Source organism: Embleya sp. NPDC056575, assembly GCF_042793325.1.
Classification (GTDB): Bacteria; Actinomycetota; Actinomycetes; order Streptomycetales; family Streptomycetaceae; genus Embleya.
The window spans coordinates 27,482-43,439 of record NZ_JBHTVA010000067.1 but is presented as its reverse complement, the minus strand read 5'-3'; the positions used below and the strand labels follow the sequence as shown (position 1 = coordinate 43,439).

19 protein-coding genes are annotated in these 15,958 nt (G+C 72.3%); 8 read left to right on the top strand and 11 right to left on the bottom strand.

From position 1 onward, the window contains the following. Nucleotides 1-30: 30 nt before the first annotated feature. On the bottom strand, nucleotides 31-987 hold the full coding sequence (locus ACFRCG_RS37875; RefSeq protein ID WP_380040064.1) for a DMT family transporter: 957 nt from the start codon (nucleotides 985-987) through the stop codon (nucleotides 31-33). A 39-nt stretch (nucleotides 988-1,026) separates the two neighbouring features. Between ACFRCG_RS37875 and ACFRCG_RS37870 the strand changes: the two genes are divergently transcribed. Beyond that, on the top strand, nucleotides 1,027-1,569 hold the full coding sequence (locus ACFRCG_RS37870) for a CGNR zinc finger domain-containing protein (protein ID WP_380040062.1): 543 nt from the start codon (nucleotides 1,027-1,029) through the stop codon (nucleotides 1,567-1,569). Nucleotides 1,570-1,703: 134 nt separating this feature from the next. Continuing rightward, complete coding sequence (locus ACFRCG_RS37865; RefSeq protein WP_380040060.1) at nucleotides 1,704-2,054, top strand: DUF1330 domain-containing protein; 351 nt, start codon at nucleotides 1,704-1,706, stop codon at nucleotides 2,052-2,054. Here the strand turns inward: ACFRCG_RS37865 and ACFRCG_RS37860 are convergent, their stop codons facing one another. From ACFRCG_RS37860 to ACFRCG_RS37850, 3 genes are all read right to left on the bottom strand, one after another. Continuing rightward, nucleotides 2,055-3,500, bottom strand: coding sequence for a purine-cytosine permease family protein (locus ACFRCG_RS37860; RefSeq protein WP_380040058.1), 1,446 nt, complete (start codon nucleotides 3,498-3,500; stop codon nucleotides 2,055-2,057). A gap of 394 nt (nucleotides 3,501-3,894) precedes the next feature. Further along, nucleotides 3,895-4,959 (bottom strand): DNA alkylation repair protein, encoded by a 1,065-nt coding sequence (locus ACFRCG_RS37855; RefSeq protein WP_380040056.1) that lies wholly within the window; start codon nucleotides 4,957-4,959, stop codon nucleotides 3,895-3,897. 70 nt (nucleotides 4,960-5,029) lie between these two features. Beyond that, a complete protein-coding gene (locus tag ACFRCG_RS37850) occupies nucleotides 5,030-5,716 on the bottom strand; it encodes a winged helix-turn-helix transcriptional regulator (RefSeq protein WP_380040054.1) in 687 nt (228 codons plus the stop codon). Between the two features lie 115 nt (nucleotides 5,717-5,831). Between ACFRCG_RS37850 and ACFRCG_RS37845 the strand changes: the two genes are divergently transcribed. After that, a complete protein-coding gene (locus ACFRCG_RS37845) occupies nucleotides 5,832-6,713 on the top strand; it encodes an alpha/beta fold hydrolase (protein ID WP_380040052.1) in 882 nt (293 codons plus the stop codon). 82 nt (nucleotides 6,714-6,795) lie between these two features. Then, the gene (locus tag ACFRCG_RS37840) at nucleotides 6,796-7,584 is read left to right on the top strand and encodes an alpha/beta hydrolase (RefSeq protein ID WP_380040090.1); all 789 of its coding nucleotides are present in this window, start codon (nucleotides 6,796-6,798) and stop codon (nucleotides 7,582-7,584) included. 28 nt (nucleotides 7,585-7,612) lie between these two features. Here the strand turns inward: ACFRCG_RS37840 and ACFRCG_RS37835 are convergent, their stop codons facing one another. Together ACFRCG_RS37835 and ACFRCG_RS37830 are read right to left on the bottom strand one after the other, a co-directional pair. Beyond that, on the bottom strand, nucleotides 7,613-8,104 hold the full coding sequence (locus tag ACFRCG_RS37835; RefSeq protein WP_380040050.1) for a hypothetical protein: 492 nt from the start codon (nucleotides 8,102-8,104) through the stop codon (nucleotides 7,613-7,615). A 157-nt stretch (nucleotides 8,105-8,261) separates the two neighbouring features. Next, nucleotides 8,262-8,843: a TetR/AcrR family transcriptional regulator gene (locus ACFRCG_RS37830; RefSeq protein ID WP_380040048.1), complete on the bottom strand. Its 582-nt coding sequence runs from the start codon at nucleotides 8,841-8,843 to the stop codon at nucleotides 8,262-8,264. A 111-nt stretch (nucleotides 8,844-8,954) separates the two neighbouring features. Here ACFRCG_RS37830 and ACFRCG_RS37825 point away from each other — a divergent pair, with 111 nt between their 5' ends. Continuing rightward, nucleotides 8,955-9,926 (top strand): alpha/beta hydrolase, encoded by a 972-nt coding sequence (locus tag ACFRCG_RS37825; protein ID WP_380040046.1) that lies wholly within the window; start codon nucleotides 8,955-8,957, stop codon nucleotides 9,924-9,926. Here ACFRCG_RS37825 and ACFRCG_RS37820 read toward each other — a convergent pair. The 4 genes from ACFRCG_RS37820 to ACFRCG_RS37805 all read right to left on the bottom strand — a co-directional run bounded on the left by ACFRCG_RS37820 (nucleotide 9,916) and on the right by ACFRCG_RS37805 (nucleotide 13,016). Beyond that, a complete protein-coding gene (locus ACFRCG_RS37820) occupies nucleotides 9,916-10,386 on the bottom strand; it encodes a nuclear transport factor 2 family protein (protein ID WP_380040044.1) in 471 nt (156 codons plus the stop codon). The genes ACFRCG_RS37825 and ACFRCG_RS37820 overlap by 11 nt on opposite strands. 115 nt (nucleotides 10,387-10,501) lie before the next feature. Then, a complete protein-coding gene (locus ACFRCG_RS37815; RefSeq protein WP_380040042.1) occupies nucleotides 10,502-11,491 on the bottom strand; it encodes a cysteine peptidase family C39 domain-containing protein in 990 nt (329 codons plus the stop codon). A 33-nt stretch (nucleotides 11,492-11,524) separates the two neighbouring features. Continuing rightward, nucleotides 11,525-12,433, bottom strand: a complete 909-nt coding sequence (locus ACFRCG_RS37810) for a PhzF family phenazine biosynthesis protein (protein ID WP_380040040.1) — start codon at nucleotides 12,431-12,433, stop codon at nucleotides 11,525-11,527. Nucleotides 12,434-12,518: 85 nt separating this feature from the next. Further along, nucleotides 12,519-13,016, bottom strand: a complete 498-nt coding sequence (locus ACFRCG_RS37805; RefSeq protein WP_380040038.1) for a carboxymuconolactone decarboxylase family protein — start codon at nucleotides 13,014-13,016, stop codon at nucleotides 12,519-12,521. A gap of 116 nt (nucleotides 13,017-13,132) precedes the next feature. On the opposite strand from ACFRCG_RS37805, the gene ACFRCG_RS37800 reads away from it, so the two are divergent. Beyond that, on the top strand, nucleotides 13,133-13,471 hold the full coding sequence (locus ACFRCG_RS37800) for a GNAT family N-acetyltransferase (protein WP_380040036.1): 339 nt from the start codon (nucleotides 13,133-13,135) through the stop codon (nucleotides 13,469-13,471). A gap of 69 nt (nucleotides 13,472-13,540) precedes the next feature. Here the strand turns inward: ACFRCG_RS37800 and ACFRCG_RS37795 are convergent, their stop codons facing one another. After that, nucleotides 13,541-14,455, bottom strand: a complete 915-nt coding sequence (locus ACFRCG_RS37795; RefSeq protein WP_380040034.1) for a MerR family transcriptional regulator — start codon at nucleotides 14,453-14,455, stop codon at nucleotides 13,541-13,543. 93 nt (nucleotides 14,456-14,548) lie between these two features. Between ACFRCG_RS37795 and ACFRCG_RS37790 the strand changes: the two genes are divergently transcribed. Then, on the top strand, nucleotides 14,549-15,409 hold the full coding sequence (locus ACFRCG_RS37790) for an alpha/beta fold hydrolase (RefSeq protein ID WP_380040032.1): 861 nt from the start codon (nucleotides 14,549-14,551) through the stop codon (nucleotides 15,407-15,409). Further along, a complete protein-coding gene (locus ACFRCG_RS37785) occupies nucleotides 15,406-15,954 on the top strand; it encodes a YybH family protein (protein WP_380040030.1) in 549 nt (182 codons plus the stop codon). The genes ACFRCG_RS37790 and ACFRCG_RS37785 overlap by 4 nt, the downstream gene beginning before the upstream one ends. Nucleotides 15,955-15,958: the final 4 nt, after the last annotated feature.

Below are 15,958 nucleotides of genomic sequence, written 5' to 3'. Positions count from 1 at the left end.
GGGTTCGGCGGGTGTGAGCGGCGTGGAGCGTCAGCGGTTGTCGAGTCCGGCCAGCACGACGCCGCCGATGATCAGCAGGCCGCCGACCGTCTGGGCGGTGTTCGGCGCCTCGTCGATCAGCAACCACGCGAAGCCGACACTGGCGACCACCTCCAGGAGGGCGACGAACGAGGCGGTGCGGGAGCCGAGCAGGCGGCCCGCCGCGGTGCCCGTGGTGTAGGCCAGGGCGGCGGTGACCAGGCCGAGCAGGAGCACCGGCACCCACCAGGGTGTGCTGCCGGTGCGGTAGTCGGCCGGGTCGAGGCCGGCGTGCATCGGCAGCAGGCCGACCGCCGCGAGCACGGCGAGGGTGACCGAGCCGACCACCAGACCGGCACCGGTCAGCGCCACCGGGGGCAGGCCGGTGTCGGTGTCCGCCGCGATCAGGAAGTAGGCGGTCAGGCCCACCATCGCCGCGAGTGCCCAGGCCACGCCCGACCAGGCCAGATCGGCGCCGGAGAACAGGTCGACGGCGAGGACCAGGCCCACGGCCGCCAGCCCGGTGCCGGCCAGGGTCAACGGTCGCGGGCGCCGACCGCGGCGCGCCCAGAGCCAGACCACGACCGCCGCCGGGGCGGTGTACTCGATGAGCAGCGCGGGTGCGACGTCCATCGTGGTGACGGCGGAGAAGAAGCAGAACTGCGCGCCGGCCAGGCCCAGTACGCCGTACACCAGCACCGTGCGGGCCTGCGTGCGCAGTCGATGCCACCGCCCGCGCAGGGCCACGAACGCGAACGGCGCCACGACGAGCGCGGCGAGACCGATCCGGGCCAGCACGATCGCCCCCGGACTCCAGCCGGACGAGAGCAGCCCCCGTGCCAACGACCCCGACATGCCGAAGGAGGTCGCCGAGACGAGGGCGAGGAGGAGACCGCCGCCGAGACCGGCATGGGTGGAGGGGCCGGAGAAGCTGCGCACACGCGGGATGTCATGGGCTACATCGGTCATGGATCATGACGGTAGGGGTGCGGTTGGTAAGCTGTCAAAATGATTTTTGGTCATGACACCGAGTCGTCGCTGCAGGCCGTCGTGGCGCTGATCAACAGCGCGGAGGCGCCGGACAGGCTCACCACGGTGCGGGACGTGGACGCGTGGTACGCCGAGCATCGCTACACCGGCCGCCGGGACGGCGACGCCGCCGAACTCGCGAGCCTGCGCGCGCTGCGCCCGGTGCTGCGCGAGCTGCTGACCGCCGACCGCGACCGCGCCGCGGGCCTGGCGAACACGATGCTGGCCGCCGCCGGCGCGCTTCCGCAGCTCGTGCGGCACGACGACCAGGACTGGCATCTGCACGCGGTGTCCGGCGACGCGCCACTGGCGAGCCGCGTGGTGGTGGAGACCGCGATGGCGATGACCGACGTGGTCCGCATGGACGAGATGTCCCGGCTGTTCCCGTGTGCGGACGAGGGGTGCGGCGGCATCGTCCTGGACCTCACCCGCAACCGCTCGCGCCGCTATTGCAGCACCGCGTGCGGCAACCGCAACGCGGTGGCCGCCTACCGCGCCCGCCGAGGTGCGCGCGGGGCGTGATCGCGATCGACACGACGGCAACCGGCACCGAAGCGGTGCGCGGAAAGTACCTATGCGCGACCGATTCCCCATCGTCGGTGACTGCCTAGGTTGGTGTTCGCCAGGGAAACCCGACGACAGAGGAGCGAACACACATGACCGCCTACGTCATCGCCAAGCTGCGGGACGCCGCCCCGCACCCGGAGATCGCCGACTACATCGAGCGCCTGCCCGGTACCTTCGCGCCATACGGCGGCCGCTTCCTCGTGCATGTCACGCCGCACGAGGTGAAGGAGGGCACCTGGCCCGGGGGCGTGGTGATGATCGGTTTCCCCGGCATCGCCGAGGCCCGGACCTGGTGGGACTCGCCCGCGTACCAGGAGATCGCCCCCCTGCGCTCGCGGCACATCGAGGGCGACATCATCCTGGTCGAGGGTGTCCCCGAGAACTACGACCCGGCCGTCACCGTCGCGAAGATGCGGGCGGCGATGGCCGGGGGCGAGTAGCTACACGAGCACCCTCGAGGCGTCGTCGCCGCGATCCGCGGCCGGGTAAATGGTCTCGGCGGGCGGGTTGTTGGTCTTGCGGGCCCACGCGTAGTAGACGACCGCGGTGAACGCGAGGCCGACGATCCAGGAGATGTCCGCGCCGCCGAGGCGTTCGGTCAGCGGTCCGGTGTACAACTTCTGGGCCAGGAACGGGATCTGCGCGACGACGCCGGCCACATAGCAGGTCAGCGCCGGGATGTTCCAGCGCCCGTAGCGGCCGTTCGGGTCGTACAGGGCGGGGATGTCGACGCGTTCGCGCGAGATCAGGTAGTAGTCCGTCAGGTTGATGGCGCTCCACGGGGTGAACACCATCAGCAGGAGCAGGACGAAGTTCTTGAAGTTGCCGAGGAAGTCCGCACTGGCCGCGATCGCGATCACGACCGATGTCGCGGTGAAGGCGACGATGTACGCCGCGCGCACGACGGGCGAGATGCGGGACCGGCCGTCGAAGGCCGTCACCGTGGTCAGGATCGACATGAAGCCGCCGTACGCGTTGAGACAGTTGACCGTCAGCTTGCCCACCAGGATGACCAGGTAGATCAGGAACGCGACGAACGCCGGCCCGGCCAGATCCCCGACGAATCCCACCTGGTCGGGCAGGAAGGCGTCACCCGCGACGGCGGCGATCAGTGCGCCCAGTGTCATCGACCACTGCGAACCGATGACGCTGCCGGCGAAGGTCGACCAGAACGTGGCGCGTTCGCTGGTCTCGCGCGGCAGGTACCGGGAGTAGTCGGCCACGTAGGGACCGAAGGTCAACTGCCAGCCCGCGCCCAGGGAGATCGCGAGCAGGAAGGTCGTGAGGTCGAACGACTTGTCGCCGACGTGCGCGCCGACGTCGTACTTGGCGAACAGGGCGATCACCAGGTAGCCCAGACCCACGATGCCGGCGACCGTCGCGATCCGGCCCGCGAGGTGGATCAGTCGGTATCCGGTCACCGCGACCACGGCGGTCAACGCGCCGAAGATCAGGATGCCGACCTTGGTGTTGTCGATGTGCAGGATCTCGCAGACGGCCTGCCCGGCCAGCACACTGCCCGTCGCGGCGAAGCCGAGATACATCAGGATCACCATGACCAGCGGCAGCACCGCGCCGAAGACGCCGAACTGCGCGCGGCTGGAGATCATCTGCGGCACACCCAACCGGGGCCCCTGGGCCGAGTGCAACGCCATGACGATGCCGCCGAGGATGTTGCCGATCAGCAGGGCCGGGATCGCCCACAACGCGTCGGCGCCGAAGACCACCGCGAGGGCGCCGTCGACGATCGCGGTGATCTGCATGTTCGCCCCGAACCACAGGGTGAACTGACTCCGCGGCGTGCCGTGCCGCTCCGCGTCGGGGATCACCTCGATGGTGCGGTGCTCCACCGCGAGACGGGATTCGGACGGTTGCTCGAGGGTCATGGGCGTCTCCCCGTCGATCTGCGTACATGCGTGGCGTTGTGGTGCGCAGAATCTTGCATGCATTTAAACCAACGTCAACGGCTTGAATGAATTGATTCATGTAGGCGACGCGCACACCCGAAATGCAAGGCGACCGGGCGCACCGACCTGCGATTCGATCATGACCGAGCCGAGCGCACGGCCCTCACGCCCGGTCCGGCCACACTCTCCCCGAGCCGTGATGACGTGATGACGTAATGACAAACGCCCCGCCATGCGGGGCGAAGGTGCGGGCCGCGTCGGTGTCGACCGTGCCGGTGCCGTGAAACGCCTCAGCAGACGGTGCGCACCCGCGGTGACGACGGCCGCGCCGGCACCGGCGAATGCCCGGTGGAGATTTCGGGCCTTGGTCGGGTCAGGGGAGCAGGGTGAAGGGGGCGGTGGCTCGGGGTTCGCCGTTGACGATGATGTGGAGGGTGCGGGGGCCCGGGGGTTCGGTGCGGGTGGTTACCGGGCGGAACGAGTGGGATCTGGCGAGGGTGAACGTGTCGCCGGCGGCCTCGGCCACCCGCTCGGCCAGGTGGAAGACGCGGCGGGAACCGTCGCGGGCGATCGCGTACTTGAGCACGAGTGGTCCGGGGGCGTCGGCGCGGACCGTGAGGGTGAACGGGATGCGGTCGCCGGTCGTGACGGTGTCCGCGACGACGAGCGATTCCACCGTGCCGCTGCCGTGTGCCGCGCCGATCAGGCCGAGTGCCTCGGGATGGCCGGCCCGAAGCAGGCCCCGGGCGGCGTGCCGGACCACACGGTCGGTGTGTACGCCGCCCTCGGCGTGCCAGCGGCCGAGGAGGGCCAGTGCCGTGTCGGGGTGGTCCTTGGCGATGTCGTTGACGTGGTTGGCGACCGAGCGCCGGACGTACTCGCTCGGGTCGTCGCGCAGCCGCTCCAGGACGGGCAGCGTCGGACCGGGGGACATCAACCAGCGCACCCGCGTGCCCCAGGGCAGTCGGGGCCGGGTGCCCTCGGACGCGAGCCGGCGCAGGTGCTCGTCGGCGGAGTCGGCCCAGCCGCGCATGACCTCCAGCGCGGTGTCCCCGTGGCGGTCGAGGTAGGGACGCACCGCGAACTCGGCCGTGGCGAAGGGGGTGATCACGGCGAGCGTGGCCATGGCCTCGTCGAGGTGGTCGACGCCGTGCACCGCGACGTAGTCGGTGGCGGGCCAGCCGCTCCACATGTCCAGGACGGTGTGCCCGGTCGCCGCGCGCAGGACCTCCGCGGCCGCCGGGAAGGGCAGGTCGAGGGTCGTGTGCAGCGCCCGGGCGACGTGGCCGACGCGGGCCTTGAGCTCCAGGTCGTCCAGCCCGGTCAGCGCGGCGGCGACGAAGCGGTCGCGCGGGAAGCCGTCGCGGGCGGCGGCGACGGCGTCGGCCAGGGTGGCGACGGAGGTCGCGTTGATCATGTCCTTGAGCGGTTGGGCCATGCGTGCCAGGCTCCCAGAGGGGTCCGACACCGGGCGGTGGTGCGCGCCCCGCATCCACGCCCGCGCGGACTCAGCGCGCCGGCAGTGCCTCGACCAGGCGTTCGAGTGCCGCCATGTCGCCCGTGACGGTCAGGCCGGCGTCGGCGAGGGCGGATGCCAGCGGGACCTTTCCGGTCAGGACGCACTGCAGGGTCGCGGCCTCGGCGACGACGTGTACGTCCGGCGCGGGCGCGGTCGGGTCCTCGCCGCGGGCGACCGTGACGAGTTCGCCGTCGACGACCACGACGCGGTAGGTCTCGCGGCCCAGGTCGATCCGGTACGCCGCCGTCCACGGGTCCTGCGGTCGGGCCACGAAGTACGCCCGAAGGCCGAGCAGCACCGTGTCGCTGCCGATGTCCCCCCGGAGCGGCACCACCGGCGAGCGCATGCCCCACACCCGCAGCGCCGCGAAGACCGGCTCCAACTCGGCGCCCCATTCGGTCAGTTCGTACACCTTGGCGGAGGCCGGCGGCGGCAGCACGCGCCGCCGCAGCACGCCCACTGCCTCCAGATCGCGCAGCCGCTGGGCCAGCACGCTCGGGCCCAGACCCGGCAGGGCCGCCTGGATGTCGGCGTATCGCCGCGGCCCGAGCCGCAGTTCGCGCACCACGAGCAGGGCCCAGCGCTCGCCGATCAGGTCGAGCGCGTGCGCGATCGGGCACGCCTGGCCGTAGGTGCGTCGACCGTCGTGCGCGCCGCCGGGAGTCGCTGCCGGCATCCCCGCCTCCTTCGAAAGTGTCACCACGAAGCATCTCGCTACGAATATCGTAGCGCAAGCTTCGAAAATCGTAGTACGGTTGGGGCATCGCCCCACCCACTCACCGGAGGCATCCATGCGCGCCGCCCACCCCACCTCGTCCGAGCGCGTCGTCCACGCCGGCGGCGCCGACCTCGCCGCCCAGGCATTCGGCGACCCGGCGACACCCGCGATCCTGCTCATCGGCGGCGCGGAGGCGTCCCGGGACTGGTGGGACGACGACTTCGTCGCCCGGCTCGCCGAATCCGGCCGGTACGTCATCCGCTACGACACCCGCGACACGGGGCAGTCGACCACCTTCCCGCTCGGCGCGCCGACGTATACCCAGGAAGACCTGTCGGCCGACGCCCTTGCCGTGCTGGACGCGTTCGAACTGTCCGCCGCGCACATCGTCGGCATCTCCATGGGCGGCGGACTCGCCCAGCGCCTGGCCCTCCGGGCCCCCGAACGGGTCCTGACGCTCACCCTGCTCTCCACCAGCCCGGGCGGCCCCGGCGACAACGACGGCCCGGAGCTGCCGCCGATGAGCGAGTCCCTGCGGAAGGTGTTCGCCGAACCCGCGCCCGCCCCCGACTGGGCGGACCGCGACGCCGTCATCGCGTACTTCCTGGCCGCCGAACACGCCTTCGCCGGGACCATTCCCGTCGACGAGGAGCGCGTGCGGCTGACCGCGGGGCGCGCGTTCGACCGCAGCCCGGTCCCCGCCGCCGCGGCCAACCACTGGGCGATCGACGGCGGCGAGCCGATCCGCGCCCGCCTCGGCGAGATCACCGCGCCCACGCTCGTCCTGCACGGCACCGCCGATCCGCTGTTCCCGTACGGCCACGCGGAGGCCCTGGCCCGCGAGATCCCCGGCAGCACGCTGACCCCGGTGCCGGGCATGGGTCACCAGATGCCGCCCGAGGCGACGTGGGACACCATCGTTCCGGCGATCGTTCGCCGGACCGCGGCATCCTGACCGGCGGCGGACGGCGGACGGCGGACGGCGGATGGCGGGCCCGTGCCGCGGTGCCCGCCGCGAAAGGTGGAACCCCATGCGCGTGCGTTTCACGTCGGAGACGACCTCGGCCGACGTCTCGGAACGGGCCTTCGGCCTCGGCGACATCCCGGGTGTGCTGTGGACGCCCGCCGAGGCCCCCGACGCACGTCCACTGGTGCTGCTCGGTCACGGCGGCGGCACGCACGTGCGGACCCCGGGCCTGGCCGCTCGGGCCCGCCGGTTCGCGACCGCCCACGGATTCGCGGTGGCGGCCGTCGACGCCCCCGGGCACGGCGGGCGGCCCAGGACGCGTCGGGACGAGGAGTTCGCCGCCGGCGTGCGCGAGCGGATCGCGGCTGGCCGCCCGCTGGGTTCCGAACTGGCCGATTACAGCGGTGAGTTGGCCGCCCGGGCGGTACCCGAGTGGCGCGCGGTCCTGGACGCCCTCCGGGACTCGGAGCATGTCGGCGCGGCCGGCCCGGTCGGGTACTGGGGCCTGTCCATGGGCAGCGCGATCGGCATCCCGCTCGTCGCCGCCGAACCGCGGATCGGCGCGGCGGTGTTCGGCCTCGCCGGGCACACGAGTCTGATGGAGGCGGCGATGCGGATCACCGTCCCGATCGGGTTCCTCGTCCAGTGGGACGACGAACTGATCCCGCGCGACCGCGCGTTGGCCCTCTTCGATGCGTTCGGTGCGAAGGAGAAGACGCTGCGCGCCAACACCGGCGGCCACACGGACGTGCCCGCGTTCGAGGTGGAAGAGTCCGGACGCTTCCTCGCCCGCCATCTCGGCGGCGCCCCGGCCGACTTCGGCCCGGGTTCCACCCCGGGTCGGCGCCCCGGCGTCTGATCACCGCCGAGGCGCCGGTCGTTCGCCGCTAAGCGGTCAACTGCACCGGGAGTTGGCCGGCTCCGTCGAAGGTGGGAAAGACGGACACGTTTCCGTGATGCACGTCAGGGGTGCCGAGGCTGGTCAACTCCCAGGTCGCGTCGACGACGCCCGGGCCGCACGGCAGGAAACCGGCGCCGGACGGCATCGCCGTCGGCATGATCTGGAGGGAGCTGAACCCGACCTGCACGGTGCTGCCGACGGTGCAGGTATAGGTGCCGCCGATGGTCAGTGTGCCGTTGTTCGGCGGGAACGAACTCGGCCGGGCCTCGGCCCAGAGCACCACGAGCGACTTGGTGTTCCGTACGGCGGCGTGATGCGGTGTGGCGGCGCTGTGCGCGGCGTGCGGCGCGGCGACGGCCGTGGGTGCGGCCAGTCCCGCGACCACGACGGCACACGCGGCGGCGGCGCGGAGCCGACGGCCGAGCCCGGCGCCCGAAGGCTTCGACGTACAGGGCGTCGATAACGAGGGTGCGGACATTGCGAACTCCTTCACCGGTGTCGGACATTCCTCCCGACACCGCATGGTCGGGACGACGAATCGGGGCAACCGGTGCCCCGCGCCCAGGAGACCACGTCGCGGGCACCGGAACCAGCTCACCCCGAAACAGGGATCGGCCCGTTTTCGGCCGGATCGTTCAGACCGGATCGGCGGGCCCGTCGGTGGCGAAGAGGGGCACGATCATCTCGATCAGTGCGGTGACGTCGGCCTCGACCATCGGTTCGCCGGTCATGCCCATGCGGTGGAGCAGGGTTCCGACGACGACGTCGATGAAGAACAGGACCCGATTCTCCGGCTCGCCGAGCGCGTTCTGAAAGGCGATGCGGTACGGGTCCTGGAATCGCGTGGACAGGATCTCGCGCAGGGCGGGATCGCTGACCGCGTCGCTGAACACGCCGGCGAACGCGTCGCCCACTCCCGGCTCGCCGATCTTGGCCGCGATCCAGCGGATGGTCGAGGTCAGCGCCTCGGCACGATCGGCGCCCTCCAGCGGCGCCGGGCCGAACGCGTCCAGCAGGCAGTCCACGATCAGCGCGCCCTTCGACGGCCAGCGCCGATACACGGTCGACTTCGCGACGCCCGCCGCGACCGCGATGCGCTCGACGGTGGCGCGCGCGTAACCGAGTTCGCGGACCGTGCTCAGCGTGGCGGCGAAGACCACGTCGTTGACGCCCGCGCGCGGACGACCGGGCGGCCTGGCGGCAGCAGTCGATGTCATGGCCACACGATACCTCTTTGCGCTACCTTAGGTATCGATACCTGAGGTAGCGATACCTCGGGTATCGAAACCTGGGCAGGCCGAGCACAACCCGGAGCGCAAGGAGAAACAATGAGTGAGGTCACCACCATCGAGCGGCCGGCGGAGCCGAACTGGTCGGAGTTGACGGCCGGGGAACTGGTCGCCTATCGCGAGGCGGAGAACCGCTTCCGGGCGTCCGACGCCGCGCGGGCGATCACCGGAGAGCCGGAGCCCGGCGTCACGATCGAGTGGCGGACCCTGGCGCTGCCCGGCCGCGATCTGCCGGTGCGGGTATACCGGCCGGCGCCGCCCGAACCCGACGGGCGGCGCGGGTCGGACGCCGGGGCCGGGCTGCCGCTCGTGCTGCACGTGCACGGCGGCGGCTTCGTGGGCACGGCGGTACAGAGCGACTGGGTCAACAGCGGACTCGCCGGCCGGCTGCCCGCGGTCGTCGTCTCGGTCGAGCACCGCCTCGTGGACGAGGCGAATCCGCTGGCGGCGGCCGTCGAAGACGGCTGGGACGTATACCGCCACGTCGTGCGACACGCCGCCGAGTGGGGCATCGACCCGGCCCGGACCGCCGTCCTTGGCGAGAGTTGCGGCGGGTTGATCTGCGCCCTGGTCGCGATCCGGGCCGCCGAGGCCGGACTGCCGCTTCGGGCGCAGGTGCTGGTCAACCCCGCCGTCGACGTCACGGACACGATGTTCGAGCACGACTCGATGCGGGAGTACGCGCAGACCCCGACGCTCGCCCTGCCGGTGCTGCGCCTGATCCGGCGGCTCGGGGTGCCGGCGGGCACGGACCCGCGCCCGCTCTCGCCGCTGCACGCCGACACACCGGGCAGCCTGGCCCCGGCGCTCGTGGTGGTGCCGACCCGGGACCCGCTGGCCGATCACGGCCGCCGCTACGCCGAACGGCTACACACGACCGGCACGCCCGCGCGGCTGACCGAATACCCGGAAGCGGGGCACGCGTTCCTCAGCCTGCCGGGCCTGGTGCCGCAGGCCGAGCCCGCGCGGGCGGAGATCCTCGGGTTTCTCGGCGCCTCGCTCAGCGCGTGACGTCGCCCGCCCGGCCGTCGCCGTCGCCGTCGAACGCGGCGGCGACGGCCAGGCTGTCCTCGTAGACGTGATGACGGGTGATCAGGCCGTCCTCGACGGTCAGGTGCAGCGCGAAGCGGGCCGTGTACGCCCGCCCGGTGCCGCGCGCCGTCTGCCGGATCTCGCCCAGCACGACGGCGTCGGCACCGTCGACCAGGATCCGCTCGACCGTGGTGTCCACCCGTTCCGGCACGTGGTGCTCGGCGATCAGCCGGTAGTGCTCGGCGGCCTCGGCACCCGTGGTGCGCCGCCGGATCCACGGCGTGGCCGCCCGCCCGTGCTCGGCGAGCGGCCAGTCCAGTTTCCAGTCGACGGATTCGGCGTACAGGTCGGCGATCGCCTCGGCGTCGCCGAGCCCGATCCGGCGCAGGAGTTCGCCCACCACGTCGCGGGTGGGGTCCGAGGTCGGGTCCGCGTTCATTCGAATCGTCCTTCCGTTCGCGTGCGACCGGTCGCCCCGGTCGTCCCCGCCCGACGAACGTACGCACGGCCGGAGCCGGGCGAATCCGTCACGCATAGGTAGCCGCCGGCGAGCCCTACGGGAGCGACGCGGCGAGCACCCCGTGCAGGCGCCCGTAGGTCGGGGCCAGCCGGCGGAACCCGGCCGCCAGGGCCCGGTCGTCGCCGATCACCAGGGGGTATTGCAGGCCGCCGAGGATCCGGGCCTGGTCGCTCGCGATCGAGGCGGCCTCGGTCCGGCCGATCCCCGCGAGACAGGTCGCGGCGTCGACGAGCCGGCGGACGCCGACGCGGATCGCGAACACTTCGAGGAGGACCCGGACCTGCGCCGCGAGTCCGGCGTCCACCTGGGCGGCGAGGCGTTCCAGCGCGGCGCCGCCGGCGAGGGATCCCGCCGGCATCGGCAGGTCCTCACGTCCGCCCGACCAGCCGACGGCCGCGGCCAGCGAGCGGCGCAACGCCTCGGCGGGGGCGACCTGTTCGTGGCGCACGAAGTCGGTCCGCATGACGAACGGTTCGTCGGTGTAGGTGATCTTCTCCGCCTGCCACGAGGCCGCGAACCGGTCGGTCGGGAGGGTGGCGTACGGATGGCCGTGCGGGTCGTGCAACAGCACGGTGTCGTCGGTGACTTCGAGGACCACCACGTAGTGGTCGGCGACCCCGAGGTCACCGCCGATGTCGTCCCCGATGCCCGGGGAGGCGACTCCCGAGCCCTGGACGAACGCCCCTCGGGTCTCGGGTTGGTAGTGCAGCAGGCCCATGTCCACGGGGCCGACCAGGACGGGTCCGCGGGCGCAGGCCGCCCGCAGCCGGGCGACGGCCTCCGTCGGCGTGCCGCCCGCGACGCGCGTGCGGGACCAGCCGAGGAGCGCGATCGCGTCGTCGACGCCCCGATCCGGATCCCACCCGTACGGATCGAACAACGGCACGACGCCGCCGATGAGTTGGCAGCCGAAGGGAGAGCCGGTCAGGGTCTCGATGACGGCGAGCGAGGGGGCGTCGGCGCCGAGCACCATCGCGAGGGAGGACGAGTAGCAGTAGGGCCCGGAGCCCACATAGGCGAACATGCGGACACTCGACCGCCTGACACGGGGAGAGGGTCAACCCGTCGTGAGACGCACCGTCCGGGTGACCCGCGCGGCGCCGCCCAGGTGGATCGACGTGCCCGAGGTGCCGGCGGTGATCGTGGCGGGGCTGCCCAGCGAGTCGCCCATCTCGACGGCGATCTCGGTGAACCCCCGATCGGCCAGGTGCGCGGCGAGGCACGCGGTGCTGTTGGCGTTCGCGATGTCCTCCGGCACGCCGATCGACGGGGCGAACACGCGGGCCGCCATCCGGCCGGTGGGCGTCGGCACGGAGTAGACGCAGCAGCCCAGGAAGCCGAGCCGATCACACGCGGCACGCAGCCGTTCCGGATCCGGATCGAGGGCGGCGAGGGCGGACCGGCCGGCGACGGGGACCAGCAACCGCGACCGCCCCGGCGAGCCGACACGGATGTCGGCGGCGACGGCGTCGGGGGCGATGCCGAGCGCGGGCAGGACGAGGTCGCACTCGCCCGCCGTGGCCGCGCGCAGCCCGATGCGGCCGGCGTCGAACGTGGCGTCGACGTGCGTGGCCCGCCGCGTCGCCCGGCCCGCGAAGACGCGGCCCGCCGTGTGGAGCGTGGCCCGATACTCGTCCCCATCGGCCCGTACGGCCCGCTCGTCCCCCGCGGCCCGCTCGGCGAGGAAGGCCAGCGCGGCGACCGTCCCGTGGCCGCACGCGGGCAGTTCCCCCTCGGCGGTGAAGAAGCGCAGGGAGACCGCCGGCTCGTGGGTGCGCTCCTCGCGCACCGAGACGAACACGGCGTGCGACGTGCCCGACAGGGTTGGTATCCGCCGCCGCTCGGCATCGCTCAGCGCCACGTCGTCGAGCACGGCGGTGGGACTGCCGCCGTGGCCTCGACCGTCCGCGCCGCCTCCGCGCAGACACGCGTGCACGATCGCGACGGGCAGCCCCCGCCCACGCATCAGCCGAGGGCGAGTGGGTCGACGACAATCACCCGCGTCACGGTACCCACCTCCCGGGCCGGGCCGAACGCGCCCCCCTCGCGGATCAGGCCGAACGGGTCGTGGCGGGCGGGCGTACGGGGTGCTTGCTCAACACCGACACCCGGTTGAACGCGTTCATCGTGATCGCCACCCAGATCACCGCCGAGATCTCGGCATCGGACAACACCGCCCGCGCCGCCTCGTACGCCGTGTGCTGCGCACCCGCGTCGGCGGGATGCGTGGTGGCCTCGGCCAGCGCGAGCGCCGCCCGCTCCCGGGCGTCGAACAGCAGGGTGTCGCGCCAGGCGGGCAGCACGGCGATCCGCTGCGGCGTCTCGCCCGCGCGCAACGCGGTCCGGGTGTGCAGGTCGAGGCAGAACGCGCAGGTATTGAGCTGGGACACCCGGATGTTCAGCAGTTCGACGAGCGCGCGTTCCAGACCGGCCTCGGCGGCGACCTCGTGCACGGCCTCGGCGGTCGCGAGCAACGCCTTGTACGCGGCGGGGCTCTGCTTGTCGATGTAGACACGTCGGTCCTGGGCCGGCACTACCGCTTCGGTCATCTGCACTCCTTGATCGCGCGATTCCTCGTCGCACGTCCTATCATCAACATTGTGATTGTTGAAAGTGGAACTTTCGCAATCCGGCTCAACCCGCCCCACCCCACGAAGGATTCGCGATGACGGAGCAGGCCGTTGTACCCACCGTCCACAACGTTGCCGACCGGCACCGCTACGAGATCCGCGTCGACGACGCGTTCGCCGGTCTCACGGCGTACCACGACCGGGGCGAGCAGCGCGTTTTCTACCACACCGAGATCGACGACGCGTTCGCCGGCCGAGGTCTGGCCTCCGTGCTGGTACGTGAGGCGCTGAACGACGTGCGCACCGCCGGGATGCGAGTGGTCCCGGTCTGCCCCTACGTCAAGCAATTCCTGGGCAAGCACGAGGAGTTCGCCGACCTCGTCGACCCGGTGACCCCCGAGATCCTGCAGTGGCTGCAGGAGGCCCGGGGCTGACCCGAGCGAGCCCCGCGTCGACCGGCGCCGGTATCGACCGTCCTCGGTGAGCGCCCCGGTCGGGCCGGATCAGGTCCGGTCCGGCGCGGGGTCGTCGTCGGGCGGGGTGAAGCCGGACGCGGCCTTGATGACGCGTCGGGTCATCGGGTCGGACCAGGCATTGGGGGAGAGGACCTCGATCCAGATCGCCCGGGCGGTCTTGCGGCCCACGTTCTCCCACGAGATCAGGGTGCGGGACGGGAGGGCGACCGAGTCGCCCTCGGCGATGTCTATGGGTTCGGCGACCCGCTCGTGGTCGCCGAACCCGCCGCCGACCCGGACGCGGAGCGATCCGGACATCACGAACGCGAAGGACTCGCCCGGCCGGGAGTAGGGGCCGCCGCTGGATCCGTGCGGCGGAATGGTCAGCAGGGCCGGTTCGAGGTCGTGGCCGGGCAGGAGCAGTTCCTCCCACTGCACGCCGCCCTCCAGGACGACGCTCGCCCGCTCGTCGGCGCGGACCACACTGGCGTTGGTCCGGGTGAAGGACGCGAGGCTGCTCATCGGGACGCCGAGGGCGTCGGTGATCCGGGCGATCAGCTGGGTCGAGGCACGTTCCACGCTGCGCTCGATGGAGGACAGGTGGGATACGGACGTGCCGGTCAGCGCGGCGAGTTCCTTCAGGGACAGGCCGCTCGCCAGTCGGGCGCGGCGCAGTCGACCGCCGTCGGCCGGTGCCTCGGCGGCCGGTTCGTCGGCGTCCGGGGGAGCGGCGTCGGCGGGGTCCGGTTCGCCGAGTGAGGTGCGGATCGCGGCGGGATTCCAGCCGTGTCTGCGGCGCAGGTCGGCGATCCGGCGGGCCCGGCCGACGTGCTCGGGGCCGTAGCGGCGTTGCCCGCCCGGCGTCCGGTCCGGTACGAGCAGGTCTTGCTTCTCCCACGCGCGCAGGGTCTGGGGACTGACCCCGACCTCGGCCGCCACATCGCCGATCGTTCGCCAACTCATGCCCCGGAGTCTAGGGCGGTTCGCGATCTCTGCTCTCGACAAACTTACATCGTTACTGTAACTATGGCGCCCCAAGCGAAGAGGGGAGCCTCGATGTCATCCCTGGAACGAATCGTCTTCGGCACGACGGCGGACGCGGACGCGGCCGCGCATTCCACGTCCGCACTGCTCAGGCAGGGCGGCCTGCCCGGTTCCCCCACGGTGCTCCTCGTCCACCCGGCCAACCTCCGGGCGCGCTGCTGGCGCGCCGTGCTCGCGGCGCTGCCCGCCGACTGGCGGTGTGCGGCCATCGACCTGTCCGGGCACGGCGCGTCGCCACGCCGCGCCGCCTACGGCGTGGACGGGTGGGTGTCGGAGTGTGTGGCCCTCCTGGACGCGCTGGACGCGGCGCGGGTGCACGTGGTCGGCGCGTCCGTCGGCGCCGCCGTGGCGGTCGAGCTGGCGGCGGCGCACCCGGACCGGGTCGCGAGCGTGACCACGGTGGGCGGTGCCTTCCGCGCCGCCGAACCGGGCGATACGCGGGAGTTCCTGGCGGCCATCGCCGCGATGGGCGTACGGCAGGCGGTGTCGGATGTGCTCGCGGACGAACCGGGCCTGGACGACGCCCTGTTCGCCGCCGTCGCGGCCGACGTCAGCGTCAACCCCGACGACACGGCGGCGGCGATCTGGACGGCCGCCGCCGCGGCCGCCGGCCTGGACGCGGCGCCCCGTCTGCGCTGTCCGACCCTCGCCATCGTCGGGGACGGCGACCGGGGTTGCCCCGTCGCGGACTCCCGCGCCTTCGCGGACCTGACCGCGGGCCGGCTCGCGGTCCTGGTCGGACACGGACACCTGCCCATGTACACCGCACCCGCCCGGGTCGCGGCGTACATCGCCTCCCTCGTCGACGGCACCCGGTCGGGCCAACCCCGACCCGACCGAGGCCCGATCACCCGAAAGGAAAGCCCGGCATGACCGACACCCCATTCGCGGAACGCACCGCACCCGAGGCGGACATCGCCGAGATCCTGCGCCTGCACCGGCAGTGGTGGGAGTCCAACATCGGCTGGGACATCGACCGCATGGTCGAGGTGTTCCCGTCGCCCGGCGACGAGTACCTGATGTTCAACTTCAACGGGCACCCGTACTTCGGCATGACCGAGAAGGTCGCGTTGTGGAAGTGGTACCGCGAACTCATCGCGCAGACCGGCGGTCTGCGGACCCACGTCATGCGCCTGGAGGTCCGCGGCGACACCGCCTGGCTGGCCTGCGAGTTCACCATCGACGCGGAGATGCTGGACGGCGGCGAGTGGACGGTCGACGCGGTCGACGCGACACGCGGCCGGGCCACCGAGATCTACCACCGCGACAGCGGCACCGGCGCGCCCGAATGGCGCATGTGGCACACCCACATCACCGCACTGCCCGACCCGGACGAGAAGCGGCCCGGGTTCGACGACTCCACCGACAGCCGCGGCCTGGGGTGGACACCCTGGAACCCGCTCCCGAAGGGCGCCTGAGCAG

What these genes read in the sequence shown, in the direction of transcription:
- ACFRCG_RS37875 (WP_380040064.1), bottom strand. Translation starts at nt 987, where the DNA reads ATGACCGATGTAGCCCATGACATCCCGCGTGTGCGCAGCTTCTCCGGC.
- ACFRCG_RS37870 (WP_380040062.1), top strand. Translation starts at nt 1,027, where the DNA reads ATGATTTTTGGTCATGACACCGAGTCGTCGCTGCAGGCCGTCGTGGCG.
- ACFRCG_RS37865 (WP_380040060.1), top strand. Translation starts at nt 1,704, where the DNA reads ATGACCGCCTACGTCATCGCCAAGCTGCGGGACGCCGCCCCGCACCCG.
- ACFRCG_RS37860 (WP_380040058.1), bottom strand. Translation starts at nt 3,500, where the DNA reads ATGACCCTCGAGCAACCGTCCGAATCCCGTCTCGCGGTGGAGCACCGC.
- ACFRCG_RS37855 (WP_380040056.1), bottom strand. Translation starts at nt 4,959, where the DNA reads ATGGCCCAACCGCTCAAGGACATGATCAACGCGACCTCCGTCGCCACC.
- ACFRCG_RS37850 (WP_380040054.1), bottom strand. Translation starts at nt 5,716, where the DNA reads ATGCCGGCAGCGACTCCCGGCGGCGCGCACGACGGTCGACGCACCTAC.
- ACFRCG_RS37845 (WP_380040052.1), top strand. Translation starts at nt 5,832, where the DNA reads ATGCGCGCCGCCCACCCCACCTCGTCCGAGCGCGTCGTCCACGCCGGC.
- ACFRCG_RS37835 (WP_380040050.1), bottom strand. Translation starts at nt 8,104, where the DNA reads ATGTCCGCACCCTCGTTATCGACGCCCTGTACGTCGAAGCCTTCGGGC.
- ACFRCG_RS37830 (WP_380040048.1), bottom strand. Translation starts at nt 8,843, where the DNA reads ATGACATCGACTGCTGCCGCCAGGCCGCCCGGTCGTCCGCGCGCGGGC.
- ACFRCG_RS37825 (WP_380040046.1), top strand. Translation starts at nt 8,955, where the DNA reads ATGAGTGAGGTCACCACCATCGAGCGGCCGGCGGAGCCGAACTGGTCG.
- ACFRCG_RS37820 (WP_380040044.1), bottom strand. Translation starts at nt 10,386, where the DNA reads ATGAACGCGGACCCGACCTCGGACCCCACCCGCGACGTGGTGGGCGAA.
- ACFRCG_RS37815 (WP_380040042.1), bottom strand. Translation starts at nt 11,491, where the DNA reads ATGTTCGCCTATGTGGGCTCCGGGCCCTACTGCTACTCGTCCTCCCTC.
- ACFRCG_RS37810 (WP_380040040.1), bottom strand. Translation starts at nt 12,433, where the DNA reads ATGCGTGGGCGGGGGCTGCCCGTCGCGATCGTGCACGCGTGTCTGCGC.
- ACFRCG_RS37805 (WP_380040038.1), bottom strand. Translation starts at nt 13,016, where the DNA reads ATGACCGAAGCGGTAGTGCCGGCCCAGGACCGACGTGTCTACATCGAC.
- ACFRCG_RS37800 (WP_380040036.1), top strand. Translation starts at nt 13,133, where the DNA reads ATGACGGAGCAGGCCGTTGTACCCACCGTCCACAACGTTGCCGACCGG.
- ACFRCG_RS37795 (WP_380040034.1), bottom strand. Translation starts at nt 14,455, where the DNA reads ATGAGTTGGCGAACGATCGGCGATGTGGCGGCCGAGGTCGGGGTCAGT.
- ACFRCG_RS37790 (WP_380040032.1), top strand. Translation starts at nt 14,549, where the DNA reads ATGTCATCCCTGGAACGAATCGTCTTCGGCACGACGGCGGACGCGGAC.
- ACFRCG_RS37785 (WP_380040030.1), top strand. Translation starts at nt 15,406, where the DNA reads ATGACCGACACCCCATTCGCGGAACGCACCGCACCCGAGGCGGACATC.